This window comes from Mycobacterium sp. 012931 (assembly GCF_000419295.1).
In the GTDB taxonomy this organism is placed as follows: domain Bacteria; phylum Actinomycetota; class Actinomycetes; order Mycobacteriales; family Mycobacteriaceae; genus Mycobacterium; species Mycobacterium marinum.
The window spans coordinates 2,424,541-2,440,051 of sequence record NZ_AOPX01000001.1 but is presented as its reverse complement, the minus strand read 5'-3'; the positions used below and the strand labels follow the sequence as shown (position 1 = coordinate 2,440,051).

Annotated in this window: 6 protein-coding genes and 1 pseudogene; 2 read left to right on the top strand and 5 right to left on the bottom strand. The window is 65.9% G+C overall.

Translation table 11 applies throughout. The features are described 5' to 3' along the window. Window positions 1–9 precede the first annotated feature (9 nt). A complete protein-coding gene (locus MMSP_RS10895; protein ID WP_020786653.1) occupies window positions 10–9,222 on the bottom strand; it encodes a type I polyketide synthase in 9,213 nt (3,070 codons plus the stop codon). A 513-nt stretch (window positions 9,223–9,735) separates the two neighbouring features. Further along, entirely contained in the window at window positions 9,736–10,458 is a 723-nt protein-coding gene (locus tag MMSP_RS10890) for a DUF1906 domain-containing protein (RefSeq protein ID WP_015356614.1), read from the bottom strand. 241 nt (window positions 10,459–10,699) lie between these two features. On the opposite strand from MMSP_RS10890, the pseudogene MMSP_RS10885 reads away from it, so the two are divergent. Together MMSP_RS10885 and MMSP_RS10880 are read left to right on the top strand one after the other, a co-directional pair. Beyond that, window positions 10,700–11,776 (top strand): annotated as a pseudogene (locus MMSP_RS10885) (aromatic ring-hydroxylating dioxygenase subunit alpha); the annotation flags it as partial. A gap of 192 nt (window positions 11,777–11,968) precedes the next feature. Further along, a complete protein-coding gene (locus MMSP_RS10880) occupies window positions 11,969–13,459 on the top strand; it encodes an aldehyde dehydrogenase (RefSeq protein ID WP_020786651.1) in 1,491 nt (496 codons plus the stop codon). On the opposite strand, the gene MMSP_RS10875 is transcribed toward MMSP_RS10880, so the two are convergent. The 3 genes from MMSP_RS10875 to MMSP_RS10865 are packed head-to-tail and all read right to left on the bottom strand — an operon-like array spanning window position 13,431 to window position 14,840. Continuing rightward, the gene (locus tag MMSP_RS10875; protein ID WP_020786650.1) at window positions 13,431–13,877 is read right to left on the bottom strand and encodes a MaoC family dehydratase; all 447 of its coding nucleotides are present in this window, start codon (window positions 13,875–13,877) and stop codon (window positions 13,431–13,433) included. The two genes, MMSP_RS10880 and MMSP_RS10875, sit on opposite strands and share 29 nt — an antisense overlap. Continuing rightward, window positions 13,874–14,347, bottom strand: a complete 474-nt coding sequence (locus tag MMSP_RS10870; protein WP_051153784.1) for a MaoC family dehydratase N-terminal domain-containing protein — start codon at window positions 14,345–14,347, stop codon at window positions 13,874–13,876. Before MMSP_RS10870 ends, MMSP_RS10875 begins: the two co-directional genes overlap by 4 nt. Before the next feature lie 49 nt (window positions 14,348–14,396). Next, entirely contained in the window at window positions 14,397–14,840 is a 444-nt protein-coding gene (locus tag MMSP_RS10865) for a nuclear transport factor 2 family protein (protein ID WP_020786649.1), read from the bottom strand. Window positions 14,841–15,511 lie beyond the last annotated feature (671 nt).

The following is a 15,511-nucleotide window of genomic DNA, read 5'->3' as shown; positions in this document are numbered from 1 at the left end:
TGACCAATCTCATCCGATGTAGGCCTCGCCGTCGCCGAGCCGAGCGGCCGGATTCAGCAGCATCGCTGCCTCTTGCGGCTTCTCGGCCGTGTCGTGGTCGAAACGGCGGTCCGGAGGCCGCTGATACATCGGCTCTCCACCGGCCATGGCCGACGCCAGCCTCCGCTGACCGGCCAGCAGCCGCGTATCGGCACGCCGCTGGTAGTCCGCGCGCTGCTCAGGAGCCAGCGAGGCGATGAACGCCTGTGGGTGCACCAACGCGACCAGACCGGACACGTGGCCGAACCCGAGGCTGGTCAGCATGCCGGCTTTGAGCGGGAACTTCCCGCCCAGCCGCAACGCGTCACGCACCCACACGAAGTGCGCTGCCCCGGCCAGTTCATCGTCCACACAGTCCAGACTCCGGTTGGGCGGAATGACACCGTCACGCAGAATCTGGCACAGCCCCATCATCTGGAAGACCGCCGCGCCACCCTTGGCGTGACCGGTCATGCTCTTTTGCGACACCACGAACAGTGGCGCACCCTCGGATCGGCCAAGTGAGTCGGCGAGCCGCTCGTGCAATTCCGTCTCGTTGGGATCGTTGGCCAGCGTCGACGTGTCGTGCTTGGAGATGATGGCGATGTCATCGGCACCCACGCCCAACTTGGCCAGCGCCCGCGCCAGCGCGGAGTCCCGGCCGCCGCGTCCGGCGCCCAATGCGCCCAGCCCCGGAGCCGGAATCGAGGTGTGCACACCGTCTCCGAAGGACTGTGCGAAGGCCACCACCGCGAGCACGGGCAGGCCCATCTTCAGAGCCAGGTCGCCACGGGCCAGCAGAATCGTGCCACCGCCCTGGGCTTCCACGAAGCCCAGCCGGCGCCGGTCATTGGGCCGGGAGAACTTCGAGTCGGCGATTCCGCGGCCGCGCATCATGGCGGTGTCGGCGGTGGCCGCCATGTCACCGAAGCCGATGATGCCTTCCAAGGTGAGGTCGTCGATACCGCCGGCCACCACCATCTCGGCCTTGCCCAAGCGGATCTTGTCGACGCCCTCCTCGACCGACACCGCGGCCGTCGCGCATGCGGCGACCGGTTGGATCATCGAGCCGTAGCTACCGATGTAGGACTGAACCACGTGCGCAGCGACGATATTCGGCAGAATTTCCTGGAATATGTCGTTCGGCTTGTTCCGGCCCAACAGGTTTCCGTGGTACATCGTCTGCATCGACGTGCCGCCACCCATCCCGGTGCCCATGGTGTTTGCGACCAAACTCGGGTGCACATAACGCATTACCTCGGTCGGGCTGAACCCGGCGCTCAGGAACGCGTCGACGGTGGCCACGATGTTCCAAACCGCTACGCGGTCAATCGAACTGGCCATGTCCTGACTGATGCCCCACACCGTCGGATCGAAGCCCGTCGGGAGCTGGGCGCCAACCACCCGCGACAGTGTCGTCTTGCGCGGCACTCGAATCTCGGTGCCGGCCTTACGGATGACCTGCCAGTCACCCGAATCGGGCACCGGCCGGATGACGGTGTGCTCGGGATCGAAGTCTGCGAAGGCACGCGCGTCGGCCTCCGAGGACACCACGAAGGAGAAGTCCTTGTCCAGGAACACCGACACCAGCAACGGCGACGAGTGGTCGGAGTCGATCGTGCCGTCGTCGACGAACTCCCGAATGCCGACGCGCTCCACCACCACATCGTGATAACGCTCGACCAACTCGGCTTCGTCGACCAGCTCACCGGTTCCGGTGTCATACCAGCCCGGTTGCGGGTCGTCTTCCCACCGGACCAGCCCGGTGGTCCAGGCCAACTCCAGCACACCGGCGGCGGAGAGCTCGTTCTCGACCTCCATCTCGAAACGCGTCCGTGAGGAGCCGTATGGACCGAGCTCGGCACCGCCGACGATCACCACCAGGTCGGACGGGTCCACGTCGAGGTCGTCCCAGTGCGGTGGCGGCGCCGGCGTGTATCCACGCGGCGGTGACGGCAGCGCGGGAATTGCCCCCTCAGTTGACTCTTCGTCATCTGCGGTCGCCTCGGTCGACATCTCCTCACGCGCCTTGGCGGCTAGTTTGGCCATGTCGAGGTTGGCCTCCGCCAGCCCACCCGTGAGGTCCGCTTTGATCGGGGTACTGGCCGCCGCGACCTTGGACTCCACATCGCACAGGCCGAGCAGCATCGCCGCCATCTCGTCAGTGGAGTAGGTGGTGACGCCGGCCTCTTCGACAGCGCTGACGATGGCGTCGTTGTGACCCATCAGGCCGGTGCCGCGAGTCCATCCGATCAGCGCGTGCGCCAGGCTGACCCGGGCCGCCCACGAGGACTCGGCGTGCCAACGACTCACCACCGCGTCCAGCGCCGACTTGGCTTCGCCGTAGGCGCCGTCACCACCGAACATGCCGCGGTTGGGCGAGCCGGGCAACACCACGTGCAGTCGCGAGGCGATGTCGCGCTCGGCGCCGATCGTCGAGAGCCCGCCGATCAGCCGCTGCACTGCCCACAGCAGCACCTTCATCTCCATCTCGGAGCGCGAGCCGGCCTCCGACAGGTCGCCGACCACGCGCGGCGCCGCGAACGGGAACAGCAACGTCGGCGTCTGCGCGTCCTTGATGTGAATCGACTGCGGCCCAAGGCTTTCGGTTTGCTCGCTGCCGACCCATTCGACCAGGGCGTCGATGTCGGAGTAGGAGGCCATGTTGGCCGCCACCACCCACAGCGCCGCACCGTAGCGGGCATGGTCTCGGTACAGCGTGCGGTAGAACGCCAGCCGCTCGTCGTCGAGTTTGGACGTGGTGGCAATGACGGTGGCACCGCCATCGAGCAGTCGTGCCACCACCGATGCCGCGATCGAACCCTTCGAAGCGCCGGTCACCACCGCCACTTCGCTGCTGTCCGGACCCGGGTCCGGGTTCTCCGCACCGGCGGCGATTCGGCCGTACAGCGACGCGTGGATCTGCCGCCCCGCCGCCAGCGACTTGCCCTGCCACCAGGTGGCTTGGGTCGCGACGACTTGGCCGGCTCCCTCGAAGCGTTGCGATAGCCGCGCCCAGTCGGCGTCAATGTCACCTTCGTCGGTTAGCCACAGTTTGACCAGGTCTTCGCGGGCGCTGGCCCAGCGGTCGTCGAACACGACTGCTTTCTTCCCGTCGAACACCGGCGCCACCAAACGCGGCCAGTCCGAGCCCAATTCAGCGGTGACCAGTTCGATGAGGTCTGCGTCGGTCGCGGCCGGCAGCGCGGTGGCCGGGGCGTCGAGACCCAACTGGCCCAACACCAGACGAGCAGCCGAGGCGAGCACGCCGTCGCGACCGGTGATCTGATCGGTGAATTCGGCGAGCGCCGCCGCGTCGACGGTAGCGCCACCGCCACCGCCGGCCGACGGCAGCGCCACGGCGACACCACGGCGGGCGGCAACCGATGCAACCGCGGCGTCGACCACCTTGTCGACGGAAGCCGCATCGGCCAACGCGCCCTCGTGCAGGTTGCCCAGGGCGCCGCCGCGAACGCTGCTGCCCTCGCGGGTGCCTAGCGCCACCTCGACGGTGACGTGTTTTGCCCAGCCATCGCCAAGCTCCCAGGTCTTCTTGACCCGCTCCGCGATGGCACCCGGGCGCTTGCCCGAGGGTCCCAGCACCGTGCGAAGTTGATCGTTGATCGCATCCGAAAGCACTGGGCCGTAAGGCTTGTAGGTCCGTGCCAGCTTGGTGACCTGCGAGCGCAGCCCGGCCAGGTCGGCCTCGGCCGCGCCGTCGATGGCACCCAGATTCAATTCGGAGCCCAGATCCACCAGCAGCTGGTTACGCCGCGACGACGCGCCGTCGGTGATGGACTCGATGGAGTCCAGCTGCTCGATCTGGTCCAGGCGCATCTTGGCGGACAGCGCGATCAGCGCCAGAGTGGCATCGGCGGCGTCAAACCCGATGTCGTCGGGCCGCGGGCCACCCGAAGGTGCGGCCGGGGCGGCGGCCGGTGCCGCGGCAGCGGCCGCGTCGCCCGCCTCCGCCGCGGGCTCCTCTGCCTCGGGCTCCGGCTCCGGTTCGGGGTCGGTGTCGGTGGCGAACAGCACCGCGGCATCGCGCTCGGCATTGAGCACTTCCACTGTGCTGTGGGCGTATTCGGGCAGCTTGAGCGTGTTGGTAGCCAGACCCGCCACGGTCGGCGAGGTCTTCACGCCGATCTCGACGAACCTCTCCACGCCGAGCCCGCCGGCGGCCTCCTCGATGAAGAGCAGATCCTGGGTCTCAATCCAGCGCACCGGACTGGCGAACTGCCATGCCAGCAGCTCGATGAAGACGGTGCGCGCCAGCTCGCGCGGGCGCTCCCGAATCCAGGTGTCGTAGTCGGCCAGGATCTCGTCGAGCGGCTCGGCCGGCACCAGATCCCGGATCTCCTGGATAAAGTCACGGTCCAGGTTGAACAGCCGCGGCACCAGGTTGGGGATGTAGCGCCCGATGATCAGGTCCGGATCGGCGTCGCGCGGCATCACGCGGTCCAGCGAACGGCGGAACTCCGCGACACCAACCCGCAGCACCCGCGAGTGGAACGGAACGTCGATGCCGGGCACCAGGATGAACGAGCGTCGTCCGCCGCTGAGTTCACGGCGCCGCTCCACTTCAGCCTCCAGCGCCTCTAGCCCGCGCACCGTGCCCGCGATCGCGTATTGCGACCCGCGCAGGTTGAAGTTCACGATCTCCAGGAACTCACCGGTGCTCTCGGCGATCCCGGCGACGAAGGCCGGAACGTCGTTGTCATCGAGGTCGATCTGCGACGGCCGGATGGCCGCCAGCCGGTAGTTGGACCGCCCCAGCTCGTCACGAGGCACGATGTCGTGCATCTTCGAGCCGCGGTGGAACACCATCTCCAACAGGGCTTCTAGTTCGTAGATACCCGTCACGCAGGCCAGTGCGGTGTACTCACCCACCGAGTGTCCACAGGCGATCGCGCCCTCGACAAAGGCACCCTGCTCACGCATTTCGGCCACCTGCGCGGCCGCCACGGTGGCCATCGCAACCTGGGTGAACTGCGTCAGGTACAACACCCCGTCGGGGTGGTGGTAGTGCACACCGCTGGCGATGAGGCTGGTCGGATTGTCCCGAACCACGTGCAGCACCGAGAAACCCAGCGTGTCGCGGGTGAACCTGTCCGCGATGTCCCACACCTTGCGGGCCGCCTTGGAGCGTGCTCGGACCTCCATGCCCATGCCTTTTTGCTGAATACCCTGACCCGGGAAGGCATAGACAGTCTTGGGCGCGGCCAGTCGTGCGGACGCCGACATGACCAGATCCGAACCGATGCGCGCTGACACTTCCAGAACCTCTGCGCCCTGGTCGATTCCAACGCGCTCGACACGGAAGTCCACATCGTCACCGGGGCGCACCATGCCCAGGAAACGCGCGGTCCACCCGACCAGGCGGGCCGGCGGGCGAGCTTTCCCGTCGGTGGCGGTCACGGTGTGCTGCGCGGCGGCCGACAACCACATGCCGTGCACGATGGGCGATTCCAGGCCGGCCAGCAACGCCGCGGAACGATCGGTGTGGACGGGATTGTGGTCGCCGGACACCACCGCAAACGGACGCATATCCACGGGCGCCGTGAGGGTGACGTCGCGGCGACGACGCCGCGGGGTGTCGGTGGCGTTCTCCGATACCGTGCCACCGGCCCGAACCGGGTCGCTGAGTTCAGCGGTTCCGGTACGGCCCAGGATCGCGAACCGCTCTTCGAGAGTGGCGATCGTCGCACCGTCGGGCCCGGCAACTGTCACCGAGACCGGCACCACACGACCCATGTCGGTGTCGGTGGCATTGGAAGCCGTTGCCGTAACGGTCAATTGGGCAGGAATCTTGGGCAAATCGCCGACCACGCGAGCCGCATGGTCGAGGTGGACCAGGCTGAGCAGCCCCTCCACCACCGGCACACCGCTGTCGGTCACCGCGGAACCGATCGCTGCGAAAACCGCCGGCCAGCACTGCCCGACCAGTGCGTCCGGAACGGTTGTGAGGCTAGGTGCCAGCGACTCACCGAAAGTGGCCGTGACCCCGGTGTGGTCGGCCACCTTCTCGGGGTCCCAGTCGACGGTCACCGTCGCCGTTCCATCGGTTACCGAGGGCAATGACTCCGGCCCGTCCACACCGGCCGCGATCGCCAGCACCGAGCGCATCGCGGTGGTGGCGTCGTCGGTGGAGACCACCGGGATGCCGCCGTCAACGGTGTTGGCGGGCAGGGTGAACCGGATGTCGATCCAGGTGGCCGAAACCGGCACACTCAATACCACGTCGCTGCCCTGGACTTGCAGCCGAGCGCCAGTGGACGTGTGCGTGGCGCGGGGACTTTCGGGTCCGTCGTGGACCTGCCACTCGCTCGGGTCGGCGATCCGGTGGACCGGATTCGTCGCGGTACGCCCGGCCCACAACACGTCCGGGGCATCCAGCACAACGGCGAGCGGCCCGGTCACATCGGGACGGCCCAACCGGCGCGATGTGACCGCTTTCGCGTCACCGTCGCTACCGAGCACCTCATCGATGGCGGCCCGCTCGAAGCGGTCCAGCAGCTCACCGACCGGCTCGTCCATCCGGGTGATACCGGCGACCGCCGCGGGGCCGGGAATGATACACACCTGGTCAGCGTCGTAGCGGGCGTCATGGGCCTGCCACAGCGAGTCACTGCGCCACCAGCGCCGAACGTCCTTGTCGATGACGGGCACAAAGTTGACCGGCTTGCCAAGGGTCTTGCACAGCGTCACAAAGAACGGCACGTCCGCCGGGTGCAGCTGGACGGTCTCGGCGTCCGGGTAACGGGCCAGCAGCGCGGCGATGGTCTGCGTCGGATTCTCCAGCAGCGCCGGATCGGCGAATGCGGTCTCGATGGGACCGAAATCCTGTGGGTGCAAACGCGCTTCGGCGCGCTGCAGCATCTGCTGGAACCGGTCTCGCCAGGTGTCGGCCAGCCACGGGCTGCCCGGCGCGGCGGTGTCGGCAGTCGAATTGCCTTCGCCGATAGCCAGTTCGACGTAGCGCTGCAGCCACTGCAGATATGTCATGTCGGCGATGTCGCCGAAGTAAGGCTTGGCGGTCTTGGCCATCGCGGCGATGATCTCGTCGCGACGCTCGGCGACCGCATCCGCGTCTCCGGCCACCTCGTCGAGCAGCTGCCCGCAACGCGACGCGCTGTTGTCGATCTCGTGGATGTCCGCACCGAGCTGGCTACGGCTGGAAGCCATGCCGCCCTGAGCTTTTCCGGCGCCGATCCACTCACCGGCGCCCTGGGTTTCGACCAGCATCTTCTTGACCGACGGCGAGGTGGTGGCCTCCAGTGCGGCCATGGCGGCGGTGCCGACCAGGATCCCGTCGATCGGCATCAGCGGGAAGCCATAGGCCTGCGCCCAGCGCCCGGACAGGTACTCGGCCGCGCGCTCCGGGGTACCGATGCCACCGCCGACGCAGACGGTGATGTTGGCGCGCGACCGCAACTCCGAATAGGTCGCCAACAACAGGTCGTCGAGGTCTTCCCAGGAATGGTGGCCACCGGCGCGCCCACCTTCGACGTGCATGATCACCGGCTTGGTGGGCACCTCGGCGGCAATGCGGATCACCGAGCGGATCTGCTCGATGGTGCCGGGCTTGAACACCACGTGGCTGATTCCGATGTCGTTGAGTTCGTCGATCAGCTCGACGGCTTCTTCGAGGTCCGGGATGCCCGCGCTGATCACCACACCATCGATTGCCGCGCCGGACTGGCGCGCCTTTTGCACCAGCCGCTTGCCACCGAGCTGGAGCTTCCACAGGTAGGGATCGAGGAACAATGCATTGAACTGATAGGTGCGCCCCGGCTCGAGCAGACCGGACATCTCGTTGATGCGGTCGGCGAAGATCTCCTCGGTGACCTGCCCGCCGCCGGCCAGCTCGGCCCAGTGCCCAGCGTTGGCCGCCGCGGCGACGATCTTGGCGTCCACGGTGGTGGGCGTCATACCCGCGAGCAGGATCGGCGACCGACCGGTCAGCCGAGTGAACTTCGTCGAGAGCTTCACCCTGCCGTCGGGGAGACGAACAGCGGTCGGGGCATAACTCGACCAGGCCCTGGCAACCTCGGGCGTGGCTCCGACGGTGAAGAGGTTGCGCTGGCCGCCGCGCGTTGCCGCGGGCACGATGCCGATGCCCAAGCCCCGGATCACCGGCGCGGTCAGCCGGGTCAGGATGTCACCGGGCCCCAGGTCCAGGATCCAGCGTGCGCCGGCCTCGTGGACCCGGTTGATGTCACTGACCCAGTCCACCGTGTCAACCAGGATCGCCTCGGCCAGCTGGCGGGCCAGGGCGACGTCGAGGCCAACCTTTTCGGCCCAGCCGCCCACAATGTCAATTCCGTCCGCCAGCCGCGGAGTGTGGAAGCCCACCTCGACCTTTACCGGATCGAACACGGGCGCGAAGACATCGCCGCCGCGGACCTTGCTCTTGCGCTCGGCTTCTTCTTTCTCCGATATCTGGCGGCAATACAGCTCGAAGCGAGACAACTGCTCGGGGGTGCCGGTGATGACGACCGAACGCCGACCGTTGCGGATGGACAGCACGGGCGGAAGCACGGTGCGCACGTCCTGGGCGAAGTCCTCCAGCAGCTGCTGGATGCGCTCGGGGTCGGCGTTGGTGACCGAAACCATCGGCGGGCGATCGCCGAGGACGGATATCCCACGTCGCCGCGCCACCAGCGTTCCCGCCGCACCGATCAGCTGAGCCAGGGCCAACAGCTCCACGTCGCGCGCCCCACCGGCGTTGAGTGCCTCCACCGCCAGCACGCCCTGCGAGTGCCCCACCGACACCACCGGAGGGGTCGCAATCAGGTCCATACCCTGGCGTGCCAAGGCGCGGACGGCTGCGACCTGGGTAAGCAGCACGCCCGGCAACGACACCGCCGACGATGTCAGGTGCTTGTCGGACGGGACTGGATCCTCAGCGGCCAACGCACGTACCCACTGCAGCGGCTCGAAGCCGATCGGGCGGACCACAACCAGTTCCTTGGACACCGGCTCGAGCAGCAGCTCGACCTCGCCCACCAGGGCGGCCAGTTCTGATTCGATTCCGGCCGCCGAAACCAGTTCCTCGAGAGTCTCGAGCCACGCGCTGCCCTGTCCCCCGAATGCCACCGCGAACGGCTCACCCGCGGTCAGACGATCGACCAGAGCATGGGTGCTGTGCGGGCCAGTCTCGTCGCGGTCAGCTGACACCCGGTCGTGCTCGTGGATCGTCACGTTCAACATCTCCTGTTTGTGCGTCTGTATATCTCAGCTCGTTCGGCCGCCCGGACTCCCTGCGGGGGTTGCTCGATTCCGCGTCGAATCGCAGCCGAAAAATCCTGTGACCGGTGTGTTGTCGGCGGGCCGGCCCATGGATCGGGCGGCGCGACGGACTGCATCGGCCATATAAGAGTGTCATAAGGATCCGTCCACTCTTTTGACGCCAATAAGTTACTGGCGAGTTCTACGCACGGGTAACCGTGTCATGGGTAACACCGCGTTTAACCGACGGCACAGGCATGCCGAACAAACGTCCTGCATGCAGGTGGTTACGCCTGAGTAGCTATAACTGCGCTGATCAAGGCAGTATTGTTACCAAATCGTTATGTTAAAAGTTAGCGCCAAGGCCACCGTGCGACATCGTCTCAGCCGTTTCAGCGCGTGGGCATCGGCGCGGACGGCGCTGCCCAGCGAGCGAACAAGTGTTTGCTGGAGTGATGGCCACCCAAGGGGTGGCTAGGCCGAAGGTCAGGCCCACTGCCCAAACTGGGGCTTGAGGATCTCGTTGATGTCCACGCCGACTCCGCCAACTTTGCGCTTGTCGATCTCGACCTGGTGCAAATTGGCGGCCGGGTGCGTGTATCCCTTCGGCGAGCCCCAGTTGTGCTGCCAGAAGTAGGAGCCCAGGCCGTCGCGCACCGCCCAGTCGATCGTCTTCGAGTTGGCGTACACACCGGTGCGCTGATGGCCGATCACCGACTCCCAGGCCCGCAGATACGGAACTATCTGGTTCTTGTACTGCTCATAAGACGGGTTGTCGTCGACTGAGGCATAGATGGGGGCACTTGGCGGGCCGCCGGCCGCCGTGTGCAGCTCCACGCCCCGCCTGGCGTGCTGTACGCCCGCGGCAGCGCCACCCAGCCAGTCCGAGGTGCTCCCCTTCCCGTACTGATAACAGGAGACGACCTTGAGCCCATTACCGACCAGATCGCGCGCCTCACCGATTTGGATCGGCTTACCGAGCATCCAGGCTCCGCCGGGCCGACGGTCGGAGACATACCGGATCGACCCGACCGCGCCGGCCGCCCTGATCTGACTGGCCGGAATGACGCCCGCGGCATAGTCCAGCAGGGTGCCCAGCGACGCCGCCGACACCGGCGCAGCGCGCAACGACGCGGCAGCAGCCCCCAGGCCTACCAGCCCGGGCGTCGCCGCCGCGAATTTGAGCACCTGACGCCGCGAAACCGACACATGCCCCAGATTACTTCACAAGTAACACATGACACATTGGCCACAACCATCACATATGCATCACATCGCCGCATCCTCGCCATCGCGAGCCCGCGGGGCCGATTCACACCAGCGCGCCCGACCGCACCAGCACCGGCGCCGCCGGGCATCGTTGGCACGGATTCGCTTTCACTATAAAGTTAGTAAAGTTACTGCTACGGCTGCAGCTGGCTCGGTTGGCTCGACTGCAACGGGGGATCTGATGGATCGCGATCAGCTCATCGACCTCACCCGACGGGCGTTGAAACTCGCCCGAGACAAGACCACCGACCTCGCCCCGCATCAGCACGCCGTCGACGCGCGCGAGTACACGTCACTGGACAGACACGAGCGCGACCGAGCCATGGTGCTCGACAGCCCGCAGCTGGTCGGCTACTCATCCGAACTACCCGGTCCCGACACCTACTGCACCAAGACGATCATGGGCCGATCCATCCTGTTGACCCAGGCTGCCGATCGGGCGGTCCGGGCCTTCGACAACGTCTGCCTGCATCGACAGTCCCGGGTGGCGACGGGTTGCGGTACCGCACTGCGGTTTACCTGTCCCTATCACGGGTGGACCTATGACAATGGCGGACGCCTAGTCGGGCTGCCGGGCCGTGAAGGGTTCCCCGGGATCGCGGTGGGGTCCGACGGACTGACCGAACTTCCGGCCACCGAGTTCGCCGGGTTCCTCTGGGTGTCATTACATCCCGCCGCGAGGCTGGACGTCCCCGCACATCTGGGCCCCCTCGCCGGCGAGCTCCAGTCGTGGGGCATCGGCCGGTGGTCTCCATTGGGCGAGAAGGTGCTCGGTTCGCCCATCAACTGGAAACTTGCCGCCGATACCTTCGCGGAGAACTATCACTTCGCCACGGTGCATCGGCGGACCTTCGCCACCATTGCGCGCAGCAACTGCACCGTCTTCGACTCGTACGGACCGCACCACCGATTGATCTTCCCGCTCAACACAATCCTGGAACTGGAGAACGTCCCCGAGGGCCAGTGGGACCCGTTCCACCACATGGTGGTGATCTACGCCCTGTTCCCCAACGTCGTACTGTCGGTCACCATCGCCAACGGCGAGCTGTTCCGCATTTATCCGGGCGACCGGCCTGGCAGCTCTATTACGGTGCACCAGAACTCGACTCCGTTGGACCTCTCCGACGAATCCGTCGCCACCGGCGCTCAGGCCGTCTTCGATTACGCGCACGCAACCGTGCGCGATGAGGACTATCGGCTGGCCGAAACGCTGCAGACCAACCTCGAATCCGGTGCCCGGCAACGATTGGTGTTTGGGTGAAACGAGCCCGGGCTACAGCATCGCCACATCACCTGGGCACAGGCCCTCGAGACACCCGGCTGAGCCGCAGCCGTCCCCAGTACCGCGCGGGCCGCCATGACTGGCTTCCCCTGGCAGCCCGGAGCCGCTTTTTCGCTATGTTAGCATGAATAGCGAAGTTACCGTCGCCTGCCCCGAGGTGGTGCCCCGATGACGGCCGATTCCACGCACCGTTCGTTTGACGAGCTGTTCATCGGTGGACGCTGGCGCAAACCCACCATCGCGGAGCCGATCACCGTGATTTCCCCACACTCGGAGGAGGCGATTGGGCGGGCCCCGGCGGCTGGCCCCGACGAAGTCGAGGCGGCCGTGGCCGCCGCCCGGCGCGCCTTCGACTACGGTCCGTGGCCACGGCTGGATCCGGGTGAGCGGATACGCAAAGTCGAAGAGTTGGCCGCGATCTACGCGAGCCACCTCGATGACATGGCTGACCTGATCACCGCGGAAATGGGCTCGCCGCACAGTTTCAGCAGGCTGGGCAAAGCGGCCGGAGCAGCGGGCCTGATGCAGCTGGCACTGGCGGCGGGCCGCAACTTCCCCTGGGTGGAGCGGCGCCAGGGAATACGCGGACAGGCGCACCTGCGTCGGGCCCCGGTCGGGGTAGTCGGGGCGATTGTGCCGTGGAACGTGCCGCAATTCCTCATCATGCCCAAGCTGATCCCCGCACTGATCGCCGGTTGCACCGTGATCATCAAGCCGGCTCCCGAAACCCCCTTGGACGCTTTGTGGTTAGCCGAGATGATCGAACAGATCAAGCTACCCGAGGGCGTCGTATCGGTGCTTCCCGGCGGACCGACGGTCGGCGAGGCGCTGGTTCGCCATCCCGGGGTCGACAAGATCGCGTTCACCGGGTCCAGCGCCACGGGCCGTCGGATCGCCGCCCTGTGCGGCGAAGGACTCAAACGGGTGAGCTTGGAGCTGGGCGGAAAATCCGCGGCGATAATCCTCGACGACGCCGACGTCGGCAAGACCGTCGCCGGGTTGAAAACAGCAGGATTGATGAACAACGGGCAGGCCTGCGTTGCTCAGACCCGCATCCTGGTGAGCGAACGCCGTCACGACGAAGTCGTCGACGCCCTGGCCGACATGATGTCGGCGCTGCAGGTCGGCGATCCCGCCGATGAGAAGACCGACGTCGGGCCCCTGGTCGCGCAGCGACAACAACGTCGGGTTCGTGACTACATTCGCTCCGGTCAGCAGGAAGGCGCACGCATCGTGCTCGGCGGCCAGGACAACCCACAGGACCGCGGCTGGTATGTGCGGCCCACCCTGTTCACCGACGCCACCAACGACATGCGCATCGCCCGGGAGGAGATATTCGGACCGGTCCTGACTGTCCTGACCTACCGGGATGAACAGGACGCGATCCGGATCGCCAACGACAGCGACTACGGCCTGGCCGGTTCGGTGTGGACCGCCGATACCGCGCACGGACTCGAAATCGCCGCGGCGGTGCGTACCGGCACCTATGGCATCAACATGTACACGCTGGACATCAGCGCACCATTCGGCGGGTTCAAGCAGTCGGGCATCGGGCGTGAGTTCGGACCCGAGGGGCTTGCCGAATACGTCGAGCTGCAGACGGTGCTGTGTAGCGGAAAAATGCCACCACTCAAGGGCTTTGAGGAACCTGCAGGGTGATCTCGACGGGACAGCACAGCGCGCCGTGCTGGTTTTGGACCTCGATCTGGATCTCTAGGAGGTACTGCGGCGGGTCAACGCTGGTGTCACGCCGTTTGGCCATCACCCTTGCGCGGCCCACCATCGTGTCACCGGCATAGATCGACCCGGTCAATCGCATCCGGCGACGTATTACTCGGCTGGCCGGCCCCGCCCAGTCCGTCGCGATCCGGTCGGCGAATCCGGCCAGGTGCATGGTGTTGACGAAAATCGTCGGGCTGCCCTGATCCCGGGCATAGCCCGGATCGAAGTGGCCGGGAAAGTAGTCCCATGTCGCCCCGGCGTTCTCCACCACACGCTGGTAGCTGATCTCATCAACGACCTCGGGCAGGTCGAACGGAACGCTGATCTCGTCCCAATGCAGCTCCGAACTTGTCATGACGATGGCCCGGGGGTGAAGCGAAACAAGGTATTCCGCGACCTGGCGACCACCACGGCGTCCTGGCGCCGGTAAGTCTCCAGGGTTTCGACGAAATGACCGACGCCAAGCCGCGTTCGCTTCTCCGGAGAAACCGACACCAGCTCCTCGACTACGCAGAGACGGTCCCCCTCCACGATGGGCTGCAGAAACTCGACATCGTTTGCCGCGTTGATAAATGCGGTTCCCGGCAACGGCACTCGCAGCGCCAACGACCCTGCCGAGTCCCGCTCCGCGGGCTGCCAGGGCGGAGTTGTCAGCCAGCCCATCAGCAGTGCCGGCGGAGCCAGCAGGCCTCCCCAGTGCGCCCGCGCATAGTCCTCATCCCAGTACGAGCGGTTACCGTCGTGAACGAGGGCGGCGAACAGCTGGATACGCGCTCCGCTGACCGCGGTGGCCGCGGTTCGTGGCGGGCTCGCAGTGCCGACCATCTGCAGTGCGTCCTGGTAGGTGCCGAAGGCCAGTCGGTACCCCACCTGGCTACCGGGAGCCACGCCGTCTACATGACCAACGGTGACGGCTGGGCACCGAATCCCACTCGAGCACACGGGAAGTGAAGTACCAGCCACCGCGCTCGTAGACCAATTTATCCCGGAAGATCCCGGTTGCCCGCAGGTTCGTGTCACCATGCAAAGCCGCGAAAAGCACAGCAACACAGCGCTGGACCGCGTTGACCCCGTCCACCTGAACCTCGTGGTCGAGACTGACCAGGCGTTGACCATCACCACCATCGAAGGCGGCCCGCAGGTCGGTGAATGACTCGCCATCACGGGTGTAGCTGGCCCCGGAATGACGGAAAGTAGCGATCCAGCCGTCACGGTCGCCATCGGAGTAGGCGCGGTTGTGCCGGGCGGTCAGATCCAGGATGGCAGCACGGCCCGTCGCGGCCTGCAGCAGTTGCTGTTCCTGATAGGACATGGTCATCTTGCTCTCCAGCCGCACTCGCGGGAAACAACAGCTCCAACTGACGTAACAGTAACCCAAATCACTGGCCGCGGCAGTGGCCGCAGCGACCCGACGGAATGCCGCTCCCCCGCCAGAGGTAAGACTCAGCAACACCGTGGCAGGCCGCGCTACACCAGGCGGCATGACAAGCCCGGCAAAGCCCCGGTTCACCCCGCCCGGCCCGAGCGTAAATCCGAGTCCACAACCATCCATCATCAGATCCGGGCGCCCGGGATTCGCCTAGCCGGTCACCATCTATTCACATTCCAGGCATGACCATCGCCAAACGCGCGAGCGTATAGCAGTCAAATTATTTGACACGGTGAATTAGACATAAGCAGTGCACAGTGCACAGTGCACAGTCTTGTTTCACAAACAGTGCACTATGCACAATGCGCAACCGACAATTAACAACGTGTTCACAAGCGGGACTCCGGGGCTGAACAACCAGACCGTTGATGCTAAAAACGTTGTTGCAGTGGATAACGAAGTCACACCGGCCGAGGGACTACGCCAGCCCCTGAGGCGCGCCGCCGCACGTTGTCCGCCCCCTCTGGGAAATAATCGCAATCCCTTGCCAGCGGGTTGTTGCATGGAATAGATTCGCATATCAGCGACACTCATATTCTGAACGCCATTTCGCAGTCAGT

Coding starts and splice junctions, on each gene's coding strand:
- MMSP_RS10880 (WP_020786651.1), top strand. CDS start 11,969: ATGACGGCCGATTCCACGCACCGTTCGTTTGACGAGCTGTTCATCGGT.
- MMSP_RS10865 (WP_020786649.1), bottom strand. CDS start 14,840: ATGACCATGTCCTATCAGGAACAGCAACTGCTGCAGGCCGCGACGGGC.
- MMSP_RS10875 (WP_020786650.1), bottom strand. CDS start 13,877: ATGACAAGTTCGGAGCTGCATTGGGACGAGATCAGCGTTCCGTTCGAC.
- MMSP_RS10870 (WP_051153784.1), bottom strand. CDS start 14,347: ATGGTCGGCACTGCGAGCCCGCCACGAACCGCGGCCACCGCGGTCAGC.